This window comes from Streptosporangium sp. NPDC002607 (assembly GCF_053592655.1).
In genome coordinates, this window is record NZ_JBSFWD010000005.1 from 174,815 (window position 1) to 200,037 (window position 25,223).

24 protein-coding genes are annotated in these 25,223 nt (G+C 70.1%); 2 read left to right on the plus strand and 22 right to left on the minus strand.

The window, feature by feature from the left end:
* Positions 1-4 precede the first annotated feature (4 nt).
* The 12 genes from ACWD3H_RS08020 to ACWD3H_RS08075 all read right to left on the minus strand — a co-directional run bounded on the left by ACWD3H_RS08020 (position 5) and on the right by ACWD3H_RS08075 (position 12,730).
* Positions 5-610 carry a response regulator transcription factor gene (locus ACWD3H_RS08020; RefSeq protein WP_350919024.1) on the minus strand — a complete coding sequence of 202 codons (606 nt, stop codon included), beginning with the start codon at positions 608-610 and terminating at the stop codon, positions 5-7.
* Positions 607-1,767 (minus strand): sensor histidine kinase, encoded by a 1,161-nt coding sequence (locus tag ACWD3H_RS08025; RefSeq protein WP_451954469.1) that lies wholly within the window; start codon positions 1,765-1,767, stop codon positions 607-609. The genes ACWD3H_RS08020 and ACWD3H_RS08025 overlap by 4 nt, the downstream gene beginning before the upstream one ends.
* A complete protein-coding gene (locus tag ACWD3H_RS08030) occupies positions 1,764-2,498 on the minus strand; it encodes an ABC transporter permease (protein ID WP_350954461.1) in 735 nt (244 codons plus the stop codon). The genes ACWD3H_RS08025 and ACWD3H_RS08030 overlap by 4 nt, the downstream gene beginning before the upstream one ends.
* Complete coding sequence (locus ACWD3H_RS08035) at positions 2,498-3,382, minus strand: ABC transporter ATP-binding protein (protein WP_350954464.1); 885 nt, start codon at positions 3,380-3,382, stop codon at positions 2,498-2,500. Before ACWD3H_RS08035 ends, ACWD3H_RS08030 begins: the two co-directional genes overlap by 1 nt.
* 128 nt (positions 3,383-3,510) lie before the next feature.
* The gene (hisG, locus tag ACWD3H_RS08040; RefSeq protein ID WP_355553319.1) at positions 3,511-4,356 is read right to left on the minus strand and encodes an ATP phosphoribosyltransferase; all 846 of its coding nucleotides are present in this window, start codon (positions 4,354-4,356) and stop codon (positions 3,511-3,513) included.
* A gap of 61 nt (positions 4,357-4,417) precedes the next feature.
* Positions 4,418-4,681 carry a phosphoribosyl-ATP diphosphatase gene (locus tag ACWD3H_RS08045; protein ID WP_030904803.1) on the minus strand — a complete coding sequence of 88 codons (264 nt, stop codon included), beginning with the start codon at positions 4,679-4,681 and terminating at the stop codon, positions 4,418-4,420.
* Positions 4,682-4,791: 110 nt separating this feature from the next.
* Positions 4,792-7,209, minus strand: coding sequence for a glycoside hydrolase family 2 protein (locus tag ACWD3H_RS08050; RefSeq protein WP_451954470.1), 2,418 nt, complete (start codon positions 7,207-7,209; stop codon positions 4,792-4,794).
* Positions 7,206-8,090: an ATP-binding cassette domain-containing protein gene (locus ACWD3H_RS08055; RefSeq protein WP_451954471.1), complete on the minus strand. Its 885-nt coding sequence runs from the start codon at positions 8,088-8,090 to the stop codon at positions 7,206-7,208. The genes ACWD3H_RS08050 and ACWD3H_RS08055 overlap by 4 nt, the downstream gene beginning before the upstream one ends.
* The gene (locus ACWD3H_RS08060) at positions 8,090-9,031 is read right to left on the minus strand and encodes an ABC transporter ATP-binding protein (RefSeq protein WP_451954472.1); all 942 of its coding nucleotides are present in this window, start codon (positions 9,029-9,031) and stop codon (positions 8,090-8,092) included. Before ACWD3H_RS08060 ends, ACWD3H_RS08055 begins: the two co-directional genes overlap by 1 nt.
* Positions 9,032-9,892 (minus strand): ABC transporter permease, encoded by an 861-nt coding sequence (locus ACWD3H_RS08065; RefSeq protein WP_355553307.1) that lies wholly within the window; start codon positions 9,890-9,892, stop codon positions 9,032-9,034.
* Positions 9,889-10,884, minus strand: coding sequence for an ABC transporter permease (locus tag ACWD3H_RS08070; RefSeq protein WP_355553304.1), 996 nt, complete (start codon positions 10,882-10,884; stop codon positions 9,889-9,891). The genes ACWD3H_RS08065 and ACWD3H_RS08070 overlap by 4 nt, the downstream gene beginning before the upstream one ends.
* A gap of 73 nt (positions 10,885-10,957) precedes the next feature.
* Complete coding sequence (locus tag ACWD3H_RS08075) at positions 10,958-12,730, minus strand: ABC transporter substrate-binding protein (protein WP_451954473.1); 1,773 nt, start codon at positions 12,728-12,730, stop codon at positions 10,958-10,960.
* 154 nt (positions 12,731-12,884) lie between these two features.
* Here ACWD3H_RS08075 and ACWD3H_RS08080 point away from each other — a divergent pair, with 154 nt between their 5' ends.
* Positions 12,885-13,904, plus strand: coding sequence for a LacI family DNA-binding transcriptional regulator (locus tag ACWD3H_RS08080; protein WP_451954474.1), 1,020 nt, complete (start codon positions 12,885-12,887; stop codon positions 13,902-13,904).
* 124 nt (positions 13,905-14,028) lie between these two features.
* Here ACWD3H_RS08080 and ACWD3H_RS08085 read toward each other — a convergent pair whose 3' ends face one another.
* The 10 genes from ACWD3H_RS08085 to ACWD3H_RS08130 form a co-directional block, all read right to left on the minus strand.
* The gene (locus ACWD3H_RS08085) at positions 14,029-15,762 is read right to left on the minus strand and encodes a DEAD/DEAH box helicase (protein WP_355553295.1); all 1,734 of its coding nucleotides are present in this window, start codon (positions 15,760-15,762) and stop codon (positions 14,029-14,031) included.
* 366 nt (positions 15,763-16,128) lie between these two features.
* Positions 16,129-16,503 (minus strand): metal-sulfur cluster assembly factor, encoded by a 375-nt coding sequence (locus ACWD3H_RS08090; RefSeq protein WP_355553292.1) that lies wholly within the window; start codon positions 16,501-16,503, stop codon positions 16,129-16,131.
* Complete coding sequence (sufU, locus tag ACWD3H_RS08095) at positions 16,500-16,937, minus strand: Fe-S cluster assembly sulfur transfer protein SufU (protein WP_350918982.1); 438 nt, start codon at positions 16,935-16,937, stop codon at positions 16,500-16,502. The genes ACWD3H_RS08090 and sufU overlap by 4 nt, the downstream gene beginning before the upstream one ends.
* 118 nt (positions 16,938-17,055) lie before the next feature.
* Positions 17,056-18,318, minus strand: coding sequence for a cysteine desulfurase (locus ACWD3H_RS08100; RefSeq protein ID WP_350918979.1), 1,263 nt, complete (start codon positions 18,316-18,318; stop codon positions 17,056-17,058).
* Positions 18,318-19,091 carry a Fe-S cluster assembly ATPase SufC gene (sufC, locus tag ACWD3H_RS08105; RefSeq protein WP_030904847.1) on the minus strand — a complete coding sequence of 258 codons (774 nt, stop codon included), beginning with the start codon at positions 19,089-19,091 and terminating at the stop codon, positions 18,318-18,320. The genes ACWD3H_RS08100 and sufC overlap by 1 nt, the downstream gene beginning before the upstream one ends.
* Before the next feature lie 2 nt (positions 19,092-19,093).
* Positions 19,094-19,411: a Rieske (2Fe-2S) protein gene (locus ACWD3H_RS08110; RefSeq protein WP_350918976.1), complete on the minus strand. Its 318-nt coding sequence runs from the start codon at positions 19,409-19,411 to the stop codon at positions 19,094-19,096.
* Complete coding sequence (gene sufD, locus ACWD3H_RS08115; RefSeq protein ID WP_350918973.1) at positions 19,408-20,529, minus strand: Fe-S cluster assembly protein SufD; 1,122 nt, start codon at positions 20,527-20,529, stop codon at positions 19,408-19,410. The genes ACWD3H_RS08110 and sufD overlap by 4 nt, the downstream gene beginning before the upstream one ends.
* A complete protein-coding gene (sufB, locus tag ACWD3H_RS08120) occupies positions 20,529-21,941 on the minus strand; it encodes a Fe-S cluster assembly protein SufB (RefSeq protein WP_343981594.1) in 1,413 nt (470 codons plus the stop codon). The genes sufD and sufB overlap by 1 nt, the downstream gene beginning before the upstream one ends.
* Entirely contained in the window at positions 21,938-22,729 is a 792-nt protein-coding gene (locus ACWD3H_RS08125; protein ID WP_355553362.1) for a helix-turn-helix transcriptional regulator, read from the minus strand. Before ACWD3H_RS08125 ends, sufB begins: the two co-directional genes overlap by 4 nt.
* A gap of 104 nt (positions 22,730-22,833) precedes the next feature.
* Positions 22,834-24,066 (minus strand): multidrug effflux MFS transporter, encoded by a 1,233-nt coding sequence (locus tag ACWD3H_RS08130; RefSeq protein WP_451954475.1) that lies wholly within the window; start codon positions 24,064-24,066, stop codon positions 22,834-22,836.
* 246 nt (positions 24,067-24,312) lie between these two features.
* Between ACWD3H_RS08130 and ACWD3H_RS08135 the strand changes: the two genes are divergently transcribed.
* Positions 24,313-25,221 carry an ABC transporter ATP-binding protein gene (locus ACWD3H_RS08135; RefSeq protein WP_451954476.1) on the plus strand — a complete coding sequence of 303 codons (909 nt, stop codon included), beginning with the start codon at positions 24,313-24,315 and terminating at the stop codon, positions 25,219-25,221.
* Positions 25,222-25,223 lie beyond the last annotated feature (2 nt).

Below are 25,223 nucleotides of genomic sequence, written 5' to 3' on the forward strand. Positions count from 1 at the left end.
CGGCTCAGAGCCAGCCCTGGGTGCGGGCGCGCTCGACGGCCTCGATGCGGTTGCGGGCGTGCGTCTTGCGGATGGCCGAGGAGAGGTAGTTGCGGACCGTACCCTCCGACAGGTGCAGGCGCGCGGCGATGTCGGCGATGCTGGTACCGCCCGAGGCGGCGACCAGGACGTCACGCTCGCGGGGCGACAACGGGTTGGGGCCGGCACTGAGCGCGGCGGCGGCCAGGCCCGGGTCGATGACGCGCTCGCCGCCGCGGACCCGCCGGACGGCGGCGGCCAGCTCCCTGGCCGGGCTGTCCTTGACCAGGAAGGCCATCGCGCCCACCTCCATCGCCCTGCGCAGATAGCCGGGGCGGCCGAAGGTGGTCAGGATCATGATCCGGCAGCCGGGCAGTGCCTCGCGGATCCGCGAGGCGGCGGTGATGCCGTCGTCGCCGGGCATCTCGACGTCGAGCAGCGCGACATCCGGCCGGGTCCGCAGGGCCACGGCGAGCGCCTCCCCGGCGTCGGCGGCCTCTCCCACCACCTCGATGTCGGGCTCCAGGCCGAGGAGCGAGGCCAGGGCGCCCCGCACCATCGCCTGGTCCTCCACCAGCAGCACCCGGATCATCGAACCCCTCTCGTCATCGGCGGGCGAAGGGTCTCGGCATGCGGCACCGTGACCCTGAGGGCGAAGCCGGTCGGCCGCGGCCCGGCGGACACCGTGCCGCCGGCCGCCCGCACCCGCTCGGTGAGCCCGGTCAGCCCGCTGCCCGGCCCGTACGAGGCCGCGCCGCGCCCGTCGTCCACGATCTTCAGGGCCGCGACCTCCTCGTTCATGGTCACCTCGATCTCGCACCGGGTCGCCCGCGCGTGCCGGATGACGTTGGTGACGCCCTCCCGCACCGCCCAGCCCAGCAGTTCGTCCAGCGCGTCCGGTAGCGGGGTGCCCGCGAGCCGGATCGTCAGCCTCGTCCCGGCGGCCTCCAGAGCGGCGCGGGCACCGTCCAGCTCGCCGGAGAGGCCACGCTGGCGGTAGCCGGTGACGGCGTCGCGCACCTCGACCAGCGCCTGCCTGGCCACCGACTCGATGTCGCGGATCTCCGCCACGGTCCGTTCCGAGCCGCTCTCCGCCAGCCGCCCGGCCAGCTCGCTCTTCAGCACGATCAGTGACAGGCTGTGGCCGAGCAGGTCGTGCAGGTCCCTGGCGATGCGCAGCCGCTCCTCGCTCGCGGCCAGCCGCGCCACCTCCTCCTGTGCCTGGCGGAGCCTCGCCACCAGCATCCGTGTGTTGCGCACCCCCATGAACAGGACGCCGAGCGTGATGACCTGGAAGACGAGCACCAGGGTGGTACCGGGGTCGTGCTCCTTCAGCAGGCCGATCAGCGCGACGGCGAGGCCCATCGCGAGGACGCCGGCCACCGAGAACCGGGGACGCAGCGCCATGCCGTAGATCACGGCCAGGTAGATCGGCAGGGTCAGCCAGCCGCCGCCGAAGGCCGCCGCCAGGCCGACCCCCAGGAGCGTGGTCATCCCCAGCAGCCAGTACGTCAGGCGGGTCGGGTCGCCGAAGTTCCTCGGGCTCAGCACCGTGGCGATGTAGAGGGCGACGAAGGCGGCCAGGCCGGCGCCTCCCCAGACGGCCCTGTCCCCGGACACCTCGCCGGTGACGATCTCCAGGACCGGGAAGCACAGGTAGACCAGGCCGATGGAGATCCCCGACAGACGCCGGAGGCGGGACGGGCGCTCGCCCGTCCCGCCGAAGGTGAGCGCGGAGACGCGCATCATGCGCGCGCGAGTGCCCTGCGGTAGGCGAACACCGCGGCGGTGCCGAGCAGCGCGGCCCAGGCCACGACGATCACCACGGCGGACGTCGGCACCGCGCCGTCGGCGACGAGGTGCTGGCCGATGTCGGCGTAGGAGAAGGAGGGCATCGCGTGCACGACGCTCTTCATGGCCTCGGGCATGATCTCCACAGGGAACCACAGCCCGCCCAGGATCGCCAGCCCGAATGTGCTGATCATCGCGGCCGACTGCGCGGCGTCCGCGGGCAGCAGCGAACCGAGGAGCAGGCCGAGCGCGGCGAACGGCACGGCGCCGATCCACAGGGCCGGGATCAGCGCGAGCCACTCCCCCACCGGCAGCCGGACGCCCTGGGTGAGGACCGCGGCCAGGCAGACCAGCACCATGGACGGCAGCACCAGCAGCAGCGAGGCGATCAGCTTGGTGACGATGATCGCCCAGCCGGGCAGCGGGGTGACCTGGAGTTGACGGAGCCAGCCGGACTGCCGCTCCTGCGCCCACGGCACGGCGGTGCTCATCAGACAGGCCGCGATCGCCCCGTACGCGGCCATGGAGACCATGAGGACGACGGCGGCCCGTACCCCGCCGGAATCCGTCTGGGCGCCCCAGATGCCGGAGAAGATCAGGTAGAACACCACGGGGAAGCCCACCACGAAGATGATGTAGCGCTTGTTGCGCAGCATCCTCAGGACCTCGATTTTGACGTAGTTCGGCATCAGGACTCCCGGGTGAGGGCGAGGAAGGCGTCTTCGAGGTCGGCGCCGATGATCCTGAGGTCGCGGATCTCCAGCGAGGTGCCCCGGTACAGGGCCGCCACGGTGGCGTCGGGGTCGGCGGTGCGCAGCGTGGCGACGCCCTGGGAGATCTCCGCGGCGGAGACGCCCGGCAGGCCGTCCAGCCCCGCGACCGGCTGCCCGCCCAGGGTGAAGCGGACGACATGGTCGCCGATCCCCGACTTGATCTGGGCGGCGGTGCCGTCGGCCACGACCCGGCCCCGGGTGATCACGATGACCCGGTCGGAGTTCTCGTCGGCCTCCTCCAGGTAGTGGGTGGCGAACAGGACCGTCCGGCCCTCGGCGGCGTAGTCGCGCATGCTCTTCCAGAACCGCAGCCGCGACTCCACGTCCATGGCCGCGGTGGGCTCGTCCAGCACCAGCAGTTTGGGCGCGCCCGCGATGGCCAGGGCGAACCTGACCCGCTGCGCCTGCCCGCCGGACAGCTTGTCGGCGCGCCGCCGCGCCAGTTCCGTGAGGTCGGCCACCCGCAGGATCTCGTCGAGACCGAGTGGCTCCGGGTAGAGCCGCCGGACGAAGTCGACCAGTTCCCTGACCGTGAGCTCACCGATGAGCTCACCGCTCTGCAGCATGGCCCCGATCTCGCCCCGGGCGACGGCCGCCTCGGGGGAGCCTCCCAGGATCTCGACACGGCCCCCGCTCGGGCGGATCAGGCCGAGCATCATGTTGATCGAGGTTGACTTGCCGGCCCCGTTGGGGCCGAGCAGGGCGACGGTCCGGCCCGCCTCGACGGCGAGGTTCAGGCCGTCGACGGCGAGCACGTTGCCGTAGCTCTTGCTCACGTCTGTGAGGGCGATGGCGTCCATGCCCCAACGCTAGGAGCGCCCGGCGGGAATCCTCAGTGCCGCTTCTCCGGGTTTGGAGATGACATTTGTCAGATCTGCGGACACCGCCGCGGGCCGGACCGGTGGCGCGGAGGGGCGCGGACGGCGGATCAGATCCGGCAGGCGAAGATGGCGGTCACCAGGATGGCCTTGGCGCCGATCTCCCAGAGCTGGTCCATGACCTGCTGGTGCCCCTTGCGCGGGACCATGGCCCGGACCGCGACCCAGCCCTCCCGGTGCAGCGGAGAGACCGTGGGGCCCTCCATGCCGGGGGTGAGGGCGATGGCCTCCTCGATCCGCTCGGCGCGGATGTCGTAGTCCATCATCACGTAGTCACGTGCCATCAGCACGCCCTGCAGGCGGCGGACGAGCTGCTGCAGGCCCGGGGCCTCCACGGCGCCGGTCCGCTTGATCAGCACGCCCTCGGAGCGGGCGATCGGCTCGCCGAACACCTCCAGGCCGATGTTGCGCAGCGTGGTGCCGGTCTCCACCACGTCGGCCACGGCGTCGGCCACGCCCAGCCGGATGGCGGTCTCGACGGCGCCGTCCAGCTTGATCACCCGGGCGTCGACGCCCTGTTCGGCCAGGTAGGACTCCAGCAGGCCCGCGTAGGAGGTGGCGACGCGCTTGCCCTTGAGGTCGGCGACGGAGGCGAAGTCCCCCGGATTCGCGGCGAAGCGGAAGGTGGAGCGGCCGAAGCCGAGCGGGATGATCTCCTCGACCTGCGCCCCGGAGTCGTGCAGCATGTCGCGGCCGGTGATCCCGGCGTCCAGGGTGCCCTCGCCGACGTAGACGGCGATGTCCTTGGGCCGCAGGAAGAACAGCTCGCAGGAGTTCTCCGGGTCGACGACCACGAGCTCCTTGCTGTCCTTGCGGGCGCGGTATCCGGCTTCCTTGAGTATCGTCTGGGCGGCCTCGGTGAGGGCGCCCTTGTTGGGTACGGCGAGACGGAGCATGGCTGGGTTCCTTACGTGTGGACGGGATCTGCCTACGAGACCGGGAGCCGGGCGCACCGGCTCACAGATGCTTGTAGACCTCGTCCAGTCCGATCCCCCTGGCGATCATGAGGACCTGCACGTGGTAGAGGAGCTGGGAGATCTCCTCGGCCGCCCGCTCCTTCGACTCGTGCTCGGCCGCCATCCAGCTCTCGGCGGCCTCCTCCACGACCTTCTTGCCGATGGCATGGACTCCGGCGTCCAGCGCGGCCACGGTGCCCGAGCCCGCGGGCCGGGTGCGCGCCTTGTCGGACAGCTCGGCGTACAGCTCTTCGAAGGTCTTCATGATCTCTCTCGGCGTCGTCGGATGTGCGCGTCAAGCCTAACGGGCTCACCGACCCCGGCGTGTGCGGGTCCACCCTCGCCGGACGCGAGCCGCCGGGTGATCTCCGGAGGTCACCACTCCATTTGACCGTCCCGTGCCCGGGCCGCCCATGGGGGCGGCCCAGGGGACGTTCGGTCGTTGACGCAGCGGAGCACCGGGCGGGTGACGAGAGCGGCCGGATCGGGCGAGCCCGTCACGTGCAGGGTGACGCTCTCACCGGGAAGCAGGGTCAGCAGCATGTCGTCCACCCAGGACGCCGGATCGAGGCGGTCGGGGAACAGGGCCAGCTCGCGCAGGAGGGTACGGGCGGTGACGGTGACATCCAGGCCGCCGGCCGCGGGCACGACCTCGGTGTCATAGGCGGCCACCGGGAAGGCGACCCGCGGGTCCTCGACGAAGAAGCGGAGCACGCGGTGCTCGCCCAGCCGTACCGAGAGCAGCTCGGCACACGGGTCCCCGGGGACGGCCACCGAGTCCGGCAGCCCGACCCTGGCCACCGAGCGCGCCGCCACCTCGACCGCGACCCTCTCGGTGGCCAACACCTCCCCGCCCAGGCCGAGCCGCGACAACTCCAGCTCACCCGACCACGGCTGCGGGCCGTCGTTGACCACGGCCACGACGCCGTCGCAGACGGTGAGCAGGCGGTCGGCGTAGACACGGCGCAGCGCGTACCACAGGGGCTTGCGCCGCCCGGCGCCGTCGACGGCCGACCAGGAGGTGACCGGCCAGCAGTCGTTGAGCTGCCAGACGATCGTGCCCGCGCAGTGCGGCGCCAGCGCCCGGAAGCGCTCGATGCCAAAAGCCACCGCCCTGGCCTGGTTGAGCTGGGTCAGGTAGTGCCAGTCGTCGAAGGTCTGCGGCCGGGGCAGGTGGTCACCGAGGCCGCGCAGCAGCTTGGCGTTGCCCTCGTGCGCCTTTTGGTGGTGCAGCACGCCGGGCGAGGCGGGGGTGAGCGGGTCGTCGCTGACCGCCCCGCGCAGCGTGGCGTGGGCGGGCGGTCCCTGGAAGCCGAACTCGGCCACGAAGCGGGGGCGATAGTCGCCGTAGCGGGTGTAGTCCTCGCGGTTCCACACGTCCCAGATGTGGACGGTACCGCGCGCGGGGTCGTTGGGCGGCAGGTCGGGGTCACCGGAGTACGGGCTGCCCGGCCAGTAGGGGCGGGTGGGGTCGAGTTCGGCCAGCAGCGAGGGCAGCAGGTCGTAGTAGAAGCCCGCCCCCCAGCTTTTCTCCCCCAGCTCCTCGCGCCAGCCCCAGTCGGCCTGGCCCTCGATGTTCTCGTTGTTGCCGCACCACAGCACCAGCGAGGGGCGCCAGGACAGCCGGGTGATGTTCTGGCGCGCCTCGGCCTCCACCTCGCTCGCCAACGGCTCGTCCTCGGGGTAGGCGGCGCAGGCGAACGGGAAGTCCTGCCAGATGAGCAGGCCCAGCTCGTCGGCCAGGTCGTAGAAGTCCTCGCTTTCGTACAGGCCGCCGCCCCAGACCCGCAGCAGGTTGACGCCCGCCCCGACTGCCTGGCCGAAGCGCTCGGCCAGCCGCTCGCGGGTGACCCTGGCCGGGAAGCAGTCGTCGGGGATCCAGTTGACGCCGCGCACGAAGACCGGCACGTCGTTGACGACGACGGTGAACCCCTCGCCGGTGCGGTCCAGGCGCACGTCGCGAAAACCGATCCGGCCCGTCCAGGTCTCCTCGCCGAGGCGTACGACCAGCTCGTAGCGGTCCTGTGCGCCGTAGCCGCGCGGCCACCACAGCCGGGGGCTGTCCACTCGCAGCTCCAGGACCGCCTCGCACTCGCCGGCGGCCAGCCGCACCTCGCGCTCGACGCCCGCGACCGAGGCCGTCACGGTCACCGGGACGTTTGTGGCGCGCTCGAGCGTGACGTGCACCTCGACGCGGCCGTCCCCGCTCACCAGCGGCCGCACCGACGCCAGTCTGGCCCCGCTCCAGGAGTGCAGCCCGATCGGCCGCCAGATGCCGGAGGTGACCACGGCCGGACCCCAGTCCCAGCCGAAGTTGCAGGCCATCTTGCGGATGAACTGGTAGGGCGCCGCATAGGCGCCGGGCCGATCGCCCAGCTCGGCCCGGCGCGCCTCGGCATAGGCCTGCGGGGAGGCGAACCGGATCCGCAGCGTGTTCTCGCCCTCGCACAGCAGCTCCCGCACCGCGAAGCGGTAGGAGCGGTGCTGGTTGGCCGTGGCCGCGACCCGCACACCGTTGAGCTCGACCGTGGCGATGGTGTCCAGGCCCTCGCAGACCAGGTCGGCGCGGTCGTGGGAGTCGGCGCTCCAGGTGAAGACCGTCTCGTAGTCCCAGTCCGAGCGGCCTATCCAGGTCAGCCGGTTCTCGTTGTCGTCCAGGTACGGGTCCTCGATGAGCCCGGCGGCCAGCAGATCGGTGTGCACGCACCCCGGCACCGTGGCGGGGACGCAGGAGATCCCGCCACCCACCTGGCGCAGGGTCCAGCCTTCGTGCAGTGCCCTAACCGTCGTCAACTCACGCTCCTTGTCAGTGTGGTGTCGCCCCGCCGGACGAGGTGCCCCGGTTCCTCCTCCACCAGCGTGGAGGGCCCTGCCGAGACGTCCTCGGCGGGGACGGCGGGATCGCCGCCGTCCCACCGGGCGGTGAGCCTCGGCACCGACGACAGCAGCTTGATCGTGTACGGGTGGAGGGGGTTGCCGAACACCGCGGCGGTGGGACCGGACTCCACCACCTGCCCCCGGTACAGGACCACGGCCCGCTCGCTGATGTAGTTGCCCAGCGACAGGTCGTGGGTGACGAACAGCACCCCGAGGCCGCGCGACTTCAGGTCGGCGAGCAGGTTGAGGACGTCGATCCTGGTGGAGGCGTCGAGCATGCTGGTGATCTCGTCGGCGACGAGGTACCTGAGGTCGAGCAGCAGCGCCCTGGCGATCAGCAGGCGCTGCAGCTGGCCACCGCTGAGCTGGTGCGGATACCGGCCCAGGACCTGCCCGGGGTCGAGGCCGACGTCCTTGAGCGACTTCTCGATCCTGCCCTCCCACTCGGAGGCCGCGACGCCGGGAAAGTACTCGTCCTTGATCATCTTGACTACCCGGTCGGCCTTGAAGACCGGGTTGTAGCAGCTGAACGGGTCCTGGAAGACGCCCTGCACGTGCCGGTAGTACGCCTTTCCCGGCCGCGCGAGGGCTCCGTCGAGGGTGATCCTGCCCCGCGTCGGGGTGAGCAGCCCGAGGACCGTCTTGCCGAGGGTCGTCTTGCCGCTGCCGCTCTCGCCGATGAGGGAGACCACCTCCCCCGGCGCGAGGTCGAGGCTCACGTCGTCGACGGCGGTGAGGGTCGCGGTGCCGAAGGCACCCACCCGGTAGGTCTTGGTGACCCCTTCGAGACTCAGCATTACGCCTTCCAACAAGCGACGTGGTGGCCGGGGGCGACCTCGATGGGCGGGGGGTCCTCGGCGCACCTGTCGAAGGCCAGCGGGCAGCGGCCCCTGAACCGGCAGCCCTGCGGCGGATCGAGCAGCGAGGGCGGCCGCCCGGGGATGCCGGAGAGCCTGCGCTCCGCGTGGCGGACCCCGACCTCGGGCAGCGAGGAGATCAGCATCCGGGTGTACGGGTGGCGCGGCTCGCTGACGATCACGCTCGCGGGGGCCTTCTCGGCCAGCTTCCCCGCGTACATGACCATGATCGTGTCGGCGATCTGGTAGGTCAGCGAGATGTCGTGGGTGACGAAGATCATGCTGCGCACGAAGCCCCGGTCCCGAAACTCCACGAGGGTCCTGGCCACGGCCTTCTGGGTCGACACGTCCAGCGCGGAGGTGATCTCGTCGGCGATGAGCAGGGAGGGGTCGAGCAGCGTGGAGATGACCATCACCATCCGCTGCTTCATCCCGCCGGACAGCTCGATCGGGTAGCGCCCCAGGATGTCCCTGGGCAGCTCCACCAGGTCCAGCCGGCGCTCCAGCTCGGCTGTGTCCACGCTCTCGCCCCGGGAGGCGAGCAGCTCGGTGATCATCCTGCCGATCCTGCGGGTGGGGTTCATCGCGCTCATGGAGTACTGCGGGATGAGCGACACCCGCTTGAAGCGGAAGGGGTTCATCCGCCGGTCGTCGCCGATGGGCAGTTCCTCGCCGTCCAGCGAGACGGTGCCCCCGGCCAGCCGCATCCGGCCGTCCATCCTGATCAGGCTCTTGCCGAGGGTGGTCTTGCCGCAGCCGGACTCGCCGGCCAGGCCGAGGATCTCGCCGTCGCCGACGCCGAAGCTGACGCCGTCCAGCGCCTTCACCTCGCCGCGCAGAGTCCTGTAGTGGACCCTGAGGTCGTCCACACGCAGAGTCATCTACAGCTCCCGCAGTTTCGGGTTGAAGACCTCGTCCAGGCCGACGTTCATCACGTACAGGGCGCCGACGATGGCGGTGATCCCAGCTCCCGGCGGGATGAACCACCACCACATGCCCAGGTGCAGGGCGCTCCAGCGGGCCGCGTTGTTGAGCATCAGGCCGAGCGAGACACCCTCGCTGGGGCCGAGCCCGATGAAGTCCAGCGAGGCGGCGATCAGGATGGACCCGCCGAACAGCAGGATGAAGGTCATGAAGAGGTACGAGCTCATGTTGGGCGCGATCTCCCTGGCGATGATCTTCCAGGTGCGCACGCCGCTGAGCTTGGCCAGGTCCACGAAGTCGCGCGAGCGCAGCGAGAACGTCTGGGCCCTGATGGCCCTGGCCGCCCACGGCCAGGAGGTGAGCCCGATGAAGAGCGCCTGCACGCCGACGCTGCGGACCCCGAGGTAGGCGTTGACGATCAGCAGCACCGCCAGCGCGGGCAGGACCAGGACGATGTTGGTGAGCATGTTCAGCACCTCGTCGACCAGGCCGCCCCGGTATCCGGCGGTGAAGCCGATCGCCATCCCGATGATCGCGGCCAGCCCGCCGCCGAGCAGCCCCACGATGAAGGTGACGCGCAGGCCGTAGACGAACTGGGCGAAGATGTCCTGGCCGAACATGGTGGTGCCGAACCAGCGCTCGGCCGAGGGCGGCGAGGCCGGGGTGGCGACGTAGGCGTTCGGGTCGCCCCCCGCGATCAGCGGGGCGGCGGCGGCCAGGACGAGCAGCGGGACCAGCACGACCAGTCCGGCCAGCAGCTTCCCGTTGCGCAGCGCGAAGTACAGACCCTCGTTGCGCCTGGTGGGCACGGCCGTCATGCCGCCTCCCCTCCTATCCCGGTCCTGGTACGCGGGTCGACCAGGACGTAGACGATGTCGATGATGAAGTTGGCGACCAGCACGCCCACCACGATGAACAGGAAGGTCCCCTGCAGCAGGAAGAAGTCCTGGTTCTGGATCGCCTGGAGGATCAGGTGGCCGAGCCCCGGATAGGAGAAGACGATCTCGGTGACCAGGGCTCCGGCCACGAGCACGCCGAGTTGCAGGGCCAGGCCGGTGATCTGCGGCAGTACCGCGTTCCTGAAGGCGTAGCGCCGGATGAGCCGCCGCGAGGCCCCCAGCGAGGACAGGTAGGTGGAGTAGTCGGCCTCCAGCTCATAGATGATCATGTTGCGCATGCCGATCGCCCAGCCCCCGAACGCGACGAGGAAGAGCGAGACGAACGGCAGGAACCAGTGCAGCGCCAGGTTGCCGACGAACTCCCACGACCAGTTGGGCCGCATGGCGAAGCTGTAGCCGCCGGAGACGGGGAAGATCCCCGCCACGATGCCCAGCCCCCAGGCCAGCAGGATCGCCAGCCACATGTAGGGCGTCGCGGTGAGCACGTACCCGATCGGCAGCGCGGTGTTGTCCAGCCACTTGCGCCTGGCGGCGAAGGCGCCGAACCTGTTGCCCGCCCACCAGCTGAGCAGGATGGACGGGATGAGCAGTGCCAGCGTGTACGGCACCGCCCGGATGATGATGTCGGTCACCGGGGTGGGGAACAGCCAGATGCTGGTCCCCAGATCACCCCGGAACAGCGCGGCCCAGAAGTTGCCGTACTGCTCCCAGAGCGGCAGGTCGAGCCCGAACAGGCTCGTGTAGTGGGCGCGCATCGCCTCAACGGCGGCGGGCTGTGACACGTTGGCCCTGGCCAGCATGCTCTGGACCGGGTCTCCCGGCATGAAGCGCGGGATCATCCAGTTGATCGTGACGGCCACGAGGAAGGTGAGCCCGTACACGAGCAGCTTCCGGCCGAAATAGCGTCGCACGCGATCCTCCCGAATCGGCGAGATGAGCCCCTCCCCGCGCCGCGCGCGGGGAGGGGGCGAGAGTCGCGGGGGATCAGCCGCCGGCGGGCTTCAGCTCGGTCAGGGTCAGCACCCCGCCCAGCTCCAGCCAGTTACGCCACATGGTCGGCGGGCTCTTGGGCGTCGCGGGGTCGGAGGAGGGCCAGTTGGTCCAGACCGCGTTGCTGGTCTGTGCCCACAGGCCGTTGTACCAGAGCGGGATCACCGGCAGATCGTCGAGCTGGATCTTCTGGATCTCCGAGGCGACCTGCTTCATGCCCTCGACGTCGTCGGCCTTCTTGCCGTCGAGATCCTGAACCAGGTCCCAGACCTTCTTGTTCTCGTAGCGGCCGAAGTTGACGGTGTTCTGCTGCTTGTTGATCGGCAGCCGGAACATGTAGTCGTAGTACATCCAGGGGGTGTTGGACAGCTGCCGCTCGTTGTTGAGCAGCAGGTCGAACTTGCCGGACCCGCGCTGGTCGACCAGCGCGTTGTAGTCGGGGAACTCGGGGGTGAGGTCGATCCCGGCCGCCTTGGCGCCCTCGGCGATGACCCGGCTCGCCTCCATCCAGTCGGTCCAGCCGGCCGGAACGATGATCTTCAGCGAGGCCTTGGAGCCGTCCTTGTTCTCCACGAACCCGTCGCCGTCGCCGTCCTTGTATCCGGCGTCGGCCAGCAGCTTCTTCGCCTTCTTGGTGTCGAAGGAGAAGCCCTTCTCGCTCACCACGGCCTGGTCGACGTACTTGTCCCACTGGGGCAGCAGCCCGGTGGGGCCGGCCGCCTTGACCAGGTTGCCGTAGACACCCTCGACGATCTTCTTGGTGTCGATGGAGTTGGCGATCGCCTTGCGGAAGGCGGGGTCGTCCAGCGGCTTCTTCGCGGTGTTGGGCACCAGGAAGGCCGTGTTGGCCGAGAGCATGTACGGCGGCTCTGGATAGTAGGTCTTGATACCGAAGTTGCCCTGGACCAGGTTGGCCACGCCGGGCAGGAAGTTGTTGCTGAGGTCCAGGCCCTTCTGCAGCAGCAGGCCCATCGCCACCTCATTGCTGGAGTTGACGATGTCGACGACGTACTTGGGCTTGACCTCCTTGCCCAGCGCCGCGGTGGCCCACCAGCCGTCGCGCTTGACCCAGGCCATGCGGTCCTGGTCGTGGCTGTGGTAGGCGTACGGCCCGGTGCCGACCGGCTTCTCGTTGACGCCGTTCAGCACCTCGTCCTCGGAGAGACCTTCCCAGATGTGCTTGGGGACGATCGCGTTGCTGTAGACCCAGTTGGCCCACTGCTGGTAGTTGGCCTTGGAGAAGGTGAACCTGACGGTGCCCGGGTCGACCGCCTCGACCTTCTCCAGCCAGTCCCACAGGTTGGCGTAGGGGATGGTCTTCATCTTGCCGAGCTCGACGGTGAAGACCACGTCGTCGGCGGTGAAGGGCTTGCCGTCGGCCCAGGTGACCCCCTGCCTGAGCTTGAGGTCGTAGGTCTTGTCGTCCGTCCAGGTGCCGCTCTCGGCCAGCCAGGGCGTGAACTTGTCGGTCTGGGGGTCGTACAGGAAGAGCGTCTCGTAGACGAGCCCCTTGGTGCCGGTGGCCGAGTCCCAGGTCCGCAGCGGATTCCAGTTGGCCGGCGGGCCCCACTGGGTGCCGCTGGTGTACAGGGTCTCGTTGCGGGGGAACGCGGCGTTCGCCGCCCCCGCCCCCGCCGAGGGGGCCGCGGCGCCCGACCCCTGCGGCGCCTCGCTCGGAGCTGACGGCGTCGTCGACCCTCCCGTGCACCCGGCCGCGACCATGCAGGCCGCCACCCCGAGGATCGCGAACCTTCGTCGAATCCGCATCTATGTTCCCCTCTCCAACATGGGAGCGCTCCCAAACAACTAAACGCGACCGCATGCGTTTGCTGAGCCGGATAAGTATCGTGACCGTAAAGTCCACGTGTCGGCACTGTCAATAGGCGACTGGACCGGTTCAGCTGAAATCGCGGAGGAGATCATGAAACGACCGACGATCGCGGACGTCGCCAGACGGGCCGGGGTGTCCAAGGGAGCCGTCTCGTACGCGCTCAACGGGCAGCCCGGCGTGTCGGAGAGCACCCGGGCCAGGATCCTGGCGATCGCCGAGGAGATCGGCTGGCGCCCCAACAGCGCGGCCCGCGCCCTGAACGGCGCGCGGTCCCACACCGTCGGCCTGGCCATGTGCCGCCCGGCGCGCACGCTCGGCGTGGAACCGTTCTTCATGGAGCTCATCAGCGGCATCGAGGGCGAGCTCTCGGCCCGCTCGTACGCGCTCATGTTGCAGGTGGTCTCCGACCACGGGCAGGAGGTCGCGGTCTACCGCCGCTGGTGGGGTGAGGGCCGCGTCGACGGCGCCATCCTGGTCGACCTGCACGTGGGCGACCCCCGCATCCCCGAGTTCGAGTCACTCGGCCTGCCGGCCGTGGTGATCGGCCATCCGTCGGAGGCCGGGTCGCTGCTGCCCATCTGGTCCGACGACGGCGGTGCCGTCCACGAGACCGTGGAGTATCTCGTCGCGCTCGGCCACCGCAGGATCGCCAGGGTCGCCGGGCTGCCGCGCCTGGCCCACACCGCGCTGCGCGACCACGCCTTCGCCGAGGCCTGCGACCGCGTCGCCGAGCACGTGACCGTGCACACCGACTACACCGGTGAGGAGGGCGCCCGCGCCACCCGGCGCCTGCTGAGCTCGCCCTCCCGGCCCACCGCGATCGTCTACGACAACGACATCATGGCCGTCGCCGGGCTGTCCGCCGCCCAGGACCTGTGCCTGGACGTGCCCCGCGACCTGTCCATCGTCGCCTGGGACGACTCACCCCTCTCCCGGGTCGTCCGCCCCCCGCTCACCGCCCTGAGCCGCGACATCTCCGCCTACGGCGCCCACGCCGCCCGCCATCTCCTCGCCCTCGTCTCCGGCGAGAGCCCCGGCCCCTACCAGGACGAGGCCGCCCGCCTCACCCCCAGGGGCAGCACCGCTCCCCCGCCCGGGCGGGTCCGGTGACGGCGGCCCTTCCGGGGGCCGGGCCGGAACGCGGAGCGGCGGCGGTCCCGGCGGGTCGGGCCGCTCCAGACGAAGGGCCGGCACGGCGAATGCCGTACCGGCCCTTCAGGGTGCTACGAGATGATCAGCGGCCGTAGCGGCTGCCGCCGCGCGGGGCGGAGCCGCGGCCGTCGGCGCGGAACTCGCCACCGCGGAAACCGCCGCCCTGACGGTCACCGCGGAAGGGCTCGCGCTCGCCCGCGGGACGCTCGGAGCGGTAACCACCACCGGCCGAGGCCGGACGGTCGGCGCGGAACGGCTCGCGCCGCTCGCCGCCGCGGTAGCCACCGCCCGCGGGACGCTCGGAGCGGAAGCCGCCACCGGCCGGGCGCTCACCGCGGTCGGCGCGGTAGCCACCGCCCGCGGGACGCTCGGAGCGGTAACCACCGCCGGCCGGGCGCTCGGAACGGTACTGGCCGCCGCCACGGGAGTCGTCACCGAAGGAACGCTCACGGGGCTGCTGGCCCTCACCGTGGGCGGGACGCTCGGAGCGGAAACGACGCGGGCCACGCCCGCCACCGTTGCCGCCGAAGCCGCCGCGCCCCTGGCGCTGCCTGCTGGCCGGAGCCGAGGGCTCCCAGACCGGGATCGGCTCGCCGCTGGGGGTACGCGCACCGGCGACCTCCTCCAGGCGCGGGTGGCCCGGGGTGACCCTGGCGCGGAACGGCTTGATGCCCGCGCGGCGGGTCATCGCGTCGGTGGAGCGGCGCTCGTTGGGGAGCACCAGCGTCATGACGGTGCCCTTCTCCCCGGCGCGGGCGGTGCGGCCGCCGCGGTGCAGGTAGCTCTTGTGGTCCTGGGGCGGGTCGACGTGCAGCACGAGGCTGATGTTGTCGACGTGGATGCCGCGGGCCGCGACGTCCGTGCAGACCAGGACGTTGATCGTGCCTTCCTTGAACTCGGCCAGGATGCGGGTGCGCTGGTTCTGGCGCTTGCCGCCGTGCAGGCCGCCGGCCTTGATGCCGACCTGGGCGAGCTGCTTGCACAGCCGGTCCACGCCGTGCTGGGTGCGCACGAAGATGATCGTCCGGCCCTCACGGTTGGCGATCTCGGCGGTCACCGGGAACTTGTCGTCGCGGTGCACCTCCAGCAGGTGGTGCTCCATGGTGTCGACCGAGGAGGCGGCCGGGGCCATGGAGTGGGTCACCGGGTTGGTGAGGAAGCGGCGGACGAGCTTGTCCACGTCACCGTCGAGGGTCGCGGAGAAGAGCAGGCGCTGGCTGTCGGCCGGGGTCTGCTGCAGGATCGCGCTGACGACCGGGAAGAAGCCGAGGTCGCACATGTGGTCGGCCTCGTCGAGGATCGTCACCTGGACCTCGTCCAGCATGCACTCGCCCTGCTGCATGAGGTCGGTCAAGCGGCCGGGGGTGGCCACGACGACCTCGACACCGCGGCGCAGCGCCTCGATCTGGCGGCCCATGGACATGCCGCCGACGACGGTCTTCATCCGCAGCGACAGGCCGCGGCCGAGGGGCTCCAGCGCGTCGGTCACCTGCATGGCGAGCTCGCGGGTCGGCACCAGCACGACGGCCAGCGGGTGGCCGGGACGCGCCTTGGCCCCGGCGATGCGGGTCATCATGGGCAGGCCGAAGGCGAGCGTCTTGCCCGAGCCGGTCTGGCCGCGGCCCAGGACGTCGTGGCCGGCGAGGATGTCGGGGATCGTGGCCCGCTGGATGGGGAAGGGACTGTCGATGCCCGCACGGGAGAGACCGGTCACCAGCGGCTTCGGCAGACCGAGAAGGGTGAACTCGGACGTGCCTGCGGGGGCCTGGGAGATTTCGGTGATTTCGGTGATTTCGGGCAGAACAGCGTCAAGCATGGTCACGAAGACTCGTGCCTTTCGATAGAAGAACGGGGCACGTCACTTCTGCGAAAGGACGAGCCTGGAACGCGCGGCCTGAGGCCGCGCTTGATCAACACCCACATGGGGGCGGTGGTGCGGTGCAAGTCGAGGCGCACCGCACGGGGCGGGTCTAGCTTACCCGCACGCAGTCAAACCACGATCAAGCATACCCGGCGTTCGCAGTGCCGAGTTCGGTCGGGGCGTCCGGCGTGAGCCGGTCGCTTGTCCGTCGATTGGAGCCAACACTCCCGGCCGGGCTTTTCTTCCCGGCCTCCGTGATCCTCTCACACAATTGGGTACGGCCCGAACCCGGGGGGTGCGAGCCGTACCGGTGACCGCGTCTCAGACGTTGAAGCCGAGCATCCGGAGCTGCTCGCGGCCCTCATCGGTGATCTTGTCCGGGCCCCACGGCGGGAGCCAGACCCAGTTGATCTTCACGTCGGAGACCATGCCGTCCAGGGCCGAGTGCGCCTGGTCCTCGATGACGTCGGTCAGCGGGCAGGCCGCGCTGGTCAGCGTCATGTCGATGGTGGCGACCGGCAGGGCGTCCCCCTCGCCCCCCTCCGCGGGGTCGAGGTGGAGCCCGTAGATCAGGCCCAGGTCGACGACGTTGATGCCGAGTTCGGGGTCCACGACATCCTTGAGGGCCTCCATGACCTCGTCATGGGTGGTGTCCCCGTCGTACGCCGTGGTCGGCGTCTCAACAGCCTTGCTCATTTCGTGCTCCTCACGACCGCGTCCTTGTAGGCCATCCAGGCCAGTAGCGCGCACTTCACCCGGGCGGGGAACTTCGCGACCCCGGCGAAGGCCACGGCATCGCCCAGCAGGTCCTCGTCCGCCTCGATCTTTCCTCTGCCCTGCATGAGCCGGGTGAACTCCTCCACGACGCCGAGCGAGTCGTCGACGGTCGAGCCGGTGGCCAGCTCGTGCAGCACCGAGGCCGCGGCCTGGCTGATGGAGCAGCCCTGCCCGTCGTAGGAGACGTCCTCGACCTTGCCGCCGTCGCCCAGTTTCACCCGCATGGTGATCTCGTCGCCGCACGTCGGGTTCACATGGTGGACCTCGGCGTCGTACGGGTCGCGAAGACCCCTCCCCTGCGGGTGTTTGTAGTGCTCCAGGATCAGCTCCTGGTACATGGACTCGGCGATCATAGGGTCGTGCTCACCTTCTCGTTCGCTGCGCCGTACGCTCGCGCGTCGCCGGACGCCGTGCCGTGGGCGTGTGGCGCCCGCCGTTCGCTCGCCCGCCGGCTCGACTGCTCGGGCATGACTAGGCGAACACCTTCCGCACGTGGTGGAGGCCGCGGACCAGAGCGTCGATCTCGGCCGTTGTGTTGTACAGGTAGAAGGACGCCCGCGTGGTCGCGGGAATCCCGAATCGCAGATGGAGCGGACGGGCGCAGTGGTGCCCCACGCGCACCGCCACGCCGAAGTTGTCATCCAGGATCTGCCCGACGTCGTGCGGGTGAATCCCCTCCAGCGTGAACGAGACGGTGCCGCCGCGGTCGGCGAGGTCCAGCGGGCCGATCACCTTCAGGCCCGGGACCTCTCCCAGCGCACCGAGCGCGTAGGCGGTGAGCTCGTGCTCGTGCCGGACGACGGCGTCCATCCCGATCTCGGACAGGTAGTCGACCGCGGCGCCGAGGCCGACCGCCTCGACGATCGGCGGCGTACCCGCCTCGAACTTGTGCGGCGCGGGCGCGTAGGTCGAGCGGTCCATCCAGACCGCCTCGATCATCTCGCCGCCGCCCAGGAACGGGGGCATGGCCGAAAGCAACTCACCGCGGGCCCACAGCACGCCGATCCCCGAGGGGCCGACGACCTTGTGGCCGGTGAAGGCCAGGAAGTCGACACCCAGCGCGGCCACGTCCACCTGCTGGTGAGGCACCGACTGCGAGGCGTCGAGCATCATCAGCGCGCCGACCTCGCGGACCCTGGCGAGCACCGGGGCGACCGGGTTGACCGTGCCCAGCACGTTCGACTGGTGCACGATCGAGACGATCTTCGTGCGCTCGGTGACGAGCTCGTCGAGGTTCGACAGGTCCAGGCGGCCGGAGTCGGTGACGGAGAACCAGCGCAGCGTCGCACCCGTGCGCTGCGCGAGCATCTGCCACGGCACGATGTTGGAGTGGTGCTCCATCTCGGAGATGACGATCTCGTCTCCGGGGCCGAGCCGGAAGCGCGGGTCCTCACCGATGGGGTTACCGAAGGCGTACGCCACCAGGTTGAGCGCCTCGGAGGCGTTCTTGGTGAAGACGATCTCGTCGCGGTCGGGCGCGCCGACGAAGGCGGCGACCTTGTCCCTGGCGTTCTCGTACGCCTCGGTGGACTCGGCGCCCAGCGCGTGCATGGCACGGCCGACGTTGGCGTAGTGCATCGCCATGTGCTCGCGCATCGCCTCGACCACCTGGGTCGGCTTCTGCGCGGAGTTGCCCGAGTCGAGATAGATCAGCGGCCTGCCGCCGGGAAGCTCTCGGGAGAGGACCGGGAAGTCCTTCCTGATCCTCTCCACGTCAAGGCCGGTGTCCACCATCAGGCCGACGCCTTTGTGTAGGCCTCGTAACCCTCGTTCTCAAGCCGCTCGGCGAGCTCGGGGCCGCCCTGCTCCACGATCCGCCCCGCGGAGAAGACGTGGACGAAGTCCGGCTTCACATAACGCAGGATGCGGGTGTAGTGGGTGATGAGCAGCACACCGGTCTCGCCGTTCGAGCGGAAGCGGTTGATCCCCTCGGAGACCACGCGCAGCGCGTCGACGTCGAGGCCGGAGTCGGTCTCGTCGAGCACCGCGATCTTCGGCTTGAGCAGCTCCAGCTGGAGGATCTCGTGGCGCTTCTTCTCACCGCCGGAGAAGCCCTCGTTGACGTTGCGCTGGGCGAAGGCCGCGTCGATGGACAGGGCGTCCATGCCGGACTTGAGGTCCTTGGCGAACTGGCGGAGCTTGGGGGCCTCGCCGCGGACGGAGGTGACCGCGGTGCGCAGGAAGTTGGAGACGCTGACGCCGGGGACCTCGACCGGGTACTGCATGGCGAGGAACAGCCCGGCGCGGGCGCGCTCGTCGACGGTCAGCTCCAGCAGGTCGACCCCGTCGAGCAGGACCTGGCCACCGGTGACCGTGTACTTGGGGTGACCGGCGATCGCGTATGCGAGCGTGGACTTGCCCGAGCCGTTGGGGCCCATGATGGCGTGGGTCTCGCCGGCCCGCACGGTCAGGTTGACGCCGCGCAGGATCTCCTTGTCGGCGACGTTGACGTGCAGGTCGCGGATCTCCAGGGTGGAACCCGAGGGAACTCGGCTCGTGTCAGACACTTTTATGACTCCTTCGAGAGCGAGACGAGGACGTCATCGCCGTCGATCTTGACTCGGTAGACGGGGACGGGCTTGCTGGCGGGCGGACCGGTGGGCTTGCCCGACCGCAGGTCGAAGCACGAACCGTGCAGCCAGCACTCCAGGGTGCCGTCGTAGACCTCACCCTCGCTGAGTTTCACCTCCGCGTGGGAGCACACGTCGTGCAGCGCGTAGACCTCATCGCCCCGGCGGACCAGGGCGACGGGGGTCTCGCCCACCTCAATGCCGATCACGCCCTCGTCGGGGATGTCGGCGAGCTTGCAGACCTTCTCGAACGTCACTTCTCAAGCTCCGCCTCGACCCGGGCGAGCACCCGCTCGCGAAGCTCGGAGACCTCGATCTTCTCCACCAACTGCGCGAAGAAGCCCCTGATCACGAGGCGACGCGCGTCCTCGTAGGGGATCCCGCGGGCCTGCAGGTAGAAGAGGTGCTCGTCGTCGAGGCGGCCGGAGGTGCTGGCGTGGCCGGCACCGGTGACCTCTCCGGTGAGGATCTCCAGGTTGGGCACCGAGTCGGCGCGGGCGCCGTCGGTGAGCAGCAGGTTGCGGTTGAGCTCGTAGGTGTCGGTGCCCTCGGCCTCGACCCGGATGATGACGTCACCGATCCAGACCGCGTGGGCGTCCTGGCCCTGCAGCGCCCCGCGGTAGTCGACGTTGCTCCGGCAGCCGGGCCGGGAGTGGTCGACGAGCAGGCGGTGCTCCAGGTGCTGGCCGGCGTCGACGAAGTAGAGGCCGTTCAGCTCGGCGTCGCCGCCGGGCCCGGAGTAGGAGACCGAGGGGGAGAGCCGGACCAGGTCGCCTCCGAGGGTGACCACGAAGCTGCGGAAGGTCGCGTCCTTGGCGAGCAGGGCGTGGTGGTGGGAGACGTGCACGGCGTCGTCCGCCCAGTCCTGCAGGCTGATGACCTTGAGCGTGGCGCCCTCGCCCACGACGAACTCGACGTTGTCGGCGTAGAGCGCGCTGCCCTGATGGTCGAGGACGACCACGGCCTCGGCCATCGGCTCCAGCTTCACGACCGTGTGGCCGTAGGCGGCGCCCCGGCCGGACCCGGTGAGGGTGACCACCGTCGGGGTGGAGGCGACGGCCTCGCGCGCCACCGTGATCACGGTGGCCTTCTCGAAGGAGGCGTAGGCCTGGGCGCTGACCCGGTCGGCGGGCACGTAGGCCCGGCCGAGCCGCGCGTCGTCACGGCCGACGGTCTCCACGGTGACCTCGGGGGCGGCGTCGACGTGCACGACCACGTTCGCGGAGGCCGCGACGCCCTCGTGCAGGCCCTTGAGCCGGGAGAGCGGGGTGAAGCGCCACTCCTCCTCCCGGCCGGTCGGGACCGCGAAGTCCGCCACGTCGTACGAGGCCTTCTCGTGGAGCGTCGACAGGGGTTTGGCGGTGTCGAGACCCATCAGCCGACGGCTCCTTCCATCTGCAGTTCGATCAGGCGGTTCAGCTCCAGGGCGTACTCCATCGGGAGCTCGCGGGCGATCGGCTCGACGAAGCCCCGGACGATCATCGCCATGGCCTCGTCCTCGCCCATGCCGCGGCTCATCAGGTAGAAGAGCTGGTCGTCGGAGACCTTGGAGACGGTGGCCTCGTGCCCCATGGAGACGTCGTCCTCGCGCACGTCCACGTAGGGGTAGGTGTCGGAGCGGCTGATCTGGTCGACGAGCAGCGCGTCGCACTTGACGGTGCTGGCACTGCCGTACGCGCCCTCCTCGATCTGGACCAGACCGCGGTAGGAGGTGCGGCCGCCGCCCCTGGCGACGGACTTGGAGATCACCGAGGAGCTGGTGTTCGGTGCGAGGTGCACCATCTTGGAACCGGCGTCCTGGTGCTGGCCCTCACCGGCGAAGGCGACGCTGAGGGTCTCGCCCTTGGCGTGCTCGCCCATGAGGTAGACGGCCGGGTACTTCATGGTGACCTTGGAACCGATGTTGCCGTCGATCCACTCCATGGTCGCGCCCTCGTACGCCACGGCGCGCTTGGTGACCAGGTTGTAGACGTTGTTCGACCAGTTCTGGATGGTCGTGTAGCGGCAGCGCGCGCCCTTCTTCACGACGATCTCCACGACCGCGCTGTGCAGCGAGTCCGAGGAGTAGATCGGCGCGGTGCAGCCCTCGACGTAGTGGACGTAGGAGTTCTCGTCCACGATGATCAGGGTCCGCTCGAACTGGCCCATGTTCTCGGTGTTGATCCGGAAGTAGGCCTGGAGCGGGATCTCCACGTTGACGTTCGGCGGCACGTAGATGAAGCTGCCGCCGCTCCAGGTCGCCGTGTTCAGCGCGGCGAACTTGTTGTCGCCGACGGGGATCACGGTCCCGAAGTACTCCTTGAAGATCTCCTCGTGCTCCTTGAGGGCGGTGTCGGTGTCGACGAAGATGACACCCTTCTCCTCAAGGTCCTCACGGATCTTGTGGTAGACCACCTCGGACTCGTACTGGGCGGCGACGCCGGCGACCAGGCGCTGCTTCTCCGCCTCGGGGATGCCGAGCTTGTCGTAGGTGCTCTTGATGTCGTCGGGCAGGTCCTCCCATGAGGCGGCCTGCTTCTCGGTCGAGCGCACGAAGTACTTGATGTTGTCGAAGTCGATCCCGCTGAGGTCGGAGCCCCAGTTCGGCATGGGCTTCTTACCGAACAGGCGCAGCCCCTTCAGGCGAAGGTCCAGCATCCACTCCGGCTCGTTCTTCAGCGCGGAGATATTGCGGACGACCTCTTCGGACAGGCCGCGCCGGGCCGTCGCTCCCGCGGCGTCCGAGTCGGCCCAGCCGAACTTGTAATTCCCGAGGCCTTCCAGCTCCGGGCGGTCGGTGACAGTCACCTTCCGGTCTCCTTGCTCGATATGTCGATCGTTTCGTGGGTTGCTGGTGATCGCACCGGCGTGGATGCCGGGGCGTTCGCCGCGCGCTCCCTCGCGCCCGGCCCGGAATCCCGGTGGGGACTCACATGCGTGGTGCACACGCCGTCACCGTGGGCGATGGTCGCGAGCCGCTGCACGGGAGTGTCGAGGATGCGCGCGAACGCCTCCGTCTCGGCCTCGCACAGCTGCGGGAACTCCGCGGCCACGTGCGCCACCGGGCAGTGGTGCTGACACAGCTGTTCACCGCCGAGGCTGGCCTTGCTCGCCGAGGCGGCGTAGCCGTCGGCCGACAGCGCCTCGGCCAGGACGCGCACCCGCTGGTCGGCGGGGACCTCGCGCATCTCCGGCCGCAGGCGGGCGACCAGGCCGGCCACCTGTGATCGGGCGAACTCCGCGACGGCCTCCTCGCCCACGCGCTCGGCCAGGAAACGCAGCGCGCTCCCGGCGAGACCGTCGTAGGCGTGCTCGAAGGCGCTCCGGCCGGCGTCCGTTATGGCGAACAGCTTGGCAGGCCGGCCACGCCCGCGCTGGCCTCGTGGCCTGGCGGTACGCGTCTCGGCCATTCCCTCGGCCAGCAGTGCGTCCAGGTGCCTGCGGACCGCTGCGGGGGTGAGACCCAGCCGCTCGCCGAGAGCGGCGGCGGTGACGGGCCCGTGCTCCAGGATGAGCCGGGCGACACGCGCTCGCGTGCTGCGCTCGGCGGACACGGCGGAGGGCCGCACGATGGCGGCTCCCTCGGTGCCCTGCATCCCGGTCACGTATTTCACAACATCAGTGTGCCGTAATTGCTTCCCGAGTTACAAACCAATGTTCAGCCGCCTCAAATGCGATTTGTCACGCAGGCAAGGCTTACCTAACCTGCGGAAACATTCCGCGTGCCTCCTCGCAGCCCGGTGAAGGCCAGGAGCGAGACGAGGGTGAAACCGGCCAGCACGACGGCCATCGGCAGCGCGGAGCCCTCGCCCCCCAGGCCCACCAGCGGTGCGGCGAGCGCGCCGAGCGCGAACTGCAGCACACCCGTCAGCGCGGCGGCACTCCCGGCGATCTGCGGGGGCTGGCCGGCCAGGGCGAGCGCGGCGCTGCCGGGCATGACGAAGCCCGCACCACACATGATCACGAACAGCGCGGCGACCAGCACCGGCAGGGGCAGGTGGAACAGCGCCGTGGCGAGCAGCGTCACGGCTCCGGCCACGCTCGTGAACAGTCCGATCAGGATCAGCCGGGCCGGGGCGATCCGGCGCCCCGCGAGGCGCCCGCCGATCTGCGCGGTGACGGTCAGCCCCAGGGCGTTCAGCCCGAACACCAGGGAGAAGGTCTGCGCCGAGGTCTCGTAGACCTCCTGGAGCACGAAGGGCGATCCGGAGATGTAGGCGAACATGCCCGCGAAGCCCAGCCCTCCGGCCAGGGCGGGGGCCATGAAGGACCGATCGCCGAACAGGTGCCGGAAGGTGACGAGGGTGTGCCGCAGCCCCCCGCCCTCACGCTGGTCCGCGGGAAGCGTCTCGTGCACCCCGGACAGCGCGGCGGCCAGCAGCAGCAGGCCGGCGACGCTCAGCGCGACGAAGACGCCCCGCCAGGAGGTGTGGTTGAGCAGCTGCGCGCCCGCGAGCGGGGCCAGGATCGGCGCGAGGCCGGTCACCAGCATGAGGGTGGCGAAGATGCGGGCGATGGCCGCCCCCTCGTACAGGTCCCGGACGACCGCGCGGACGATCACCAGCGCGGCGCCGCCCGCGATGCCCTGGAGCAGGCGCAACCCGACCAGCCCGTACACCGAGGGCGAGAAGGCGCACAGCAGCGAGGCGACGGCGTAGGCGAGGATGCCGAGCAGCAGCGGCCCCCGGCGGCCGCGCACGTCGCTGAGCGGGCCGGCGACGACCTGCCCGACGGAGACCCCGATGAGGCAGGCGGTGAGGGTGAGCTGCACCTGTGCCTGCCCGGTGCCCAGGTCGGCGGCGATGGCCGGGAAGGCCGGCAGATACATGTCGATCGACAGGGGACCGATCGCGGAGAGCGCACCCAGGATGATCAGCAACAGTCTGCGCCGCGTGCCCGGCACCACGTCCGACTCGCCGACGACGGCGGTCATATCCGTACTCCCCTTTTGATCGCAGGCCACGACGGGCCCGCAGGGGCCGAAGCGTCCCAACCATCAACAGGTCATCCGAATTCCTGGATTTAGGAAATTTCCCAGAAAGAATCTCAAAGCACTGACCAGCAAAAGCCCTCTGGAAGCACCCGGCGCCTCAGGGCCGGAACTCCTGGCCGGTATGGAGCGGCCCGGACGCGTGGTCCGGGAACATGACCGGCGGCCGCGGTCCCTAAACTCGTGGCCATGGAATCCCCAGCCGTCGAGATCGTCGACCTGGTCAAGAGATACGGCGGAACGACCGCTATCGACGGCCTGACCTTCAACGCCGCCCGAGGCGCGGTCACCGCCGTGCTGGGCCCCAACGGGGCCGGCAAGACCTCCACGCTGGAGATCTGCGAGGGATTCCGCCGGGCCGACGGCGGCAGGGTGAAGGTGCTCGGACTCGATCCGTCCACGCCGGAGCTGCGGGCCAGGGTCGGGGTGATGCTCCAGGCGGGCGGCGTTCCCCCGGCGACCCGCTGTGGGCAGTGGCTGCGGCTGATGGCCCGCTTCCACGCCCACCCGCTCGATCCCGCGGCGCTGCTGGAACGGCTGGGGCTGACCGAGCACGCCCGCACCCCGTACCGGAGGCTCTCCGGCGGCCAGCAGCAGCGCGTGTCGCTGGCCGGAGCGGTCATCGGCCGTCCCGAGCTGGTCTTTCTCGACGAGCCGACCGCGGGCCTGGACCCGCAGGCCAGGCACGCCTGCTGGGAGCTGGTACGCGAGCTGCGCGCGAGCGGGGTTTCGGTGGTGCTCACCACCCACCACATGGACGAGGCGGAGAAGCTCTCCGACCAGATCGTGATCATCGACCGCGGCCGGGTGGTCGCCGAGGGCACCCCCTCCTCCCTCACCGGCGCCGAGCGGCAACTGCGCTTCCGTGCCCGCCCCGGGCTCTGCCTGGACGAGTTGCTCGCCGCGCTGCCCGTCGGCAGCTCGGCCAAGGAGTCACCGGCGGGGCACTACATCATCGAGGGTCAGGTCGTGCCCGGCCTGCTGGCCACCGTGACGACCTGGTGCGCCGCCGAGGGCGTGAGCACCGACGACCTCAGCATCGAGCGGCGTACCCTGGAAGACGTCTTCCTGGAGCTGACCGGGCGCGAGCTCCGGTGACG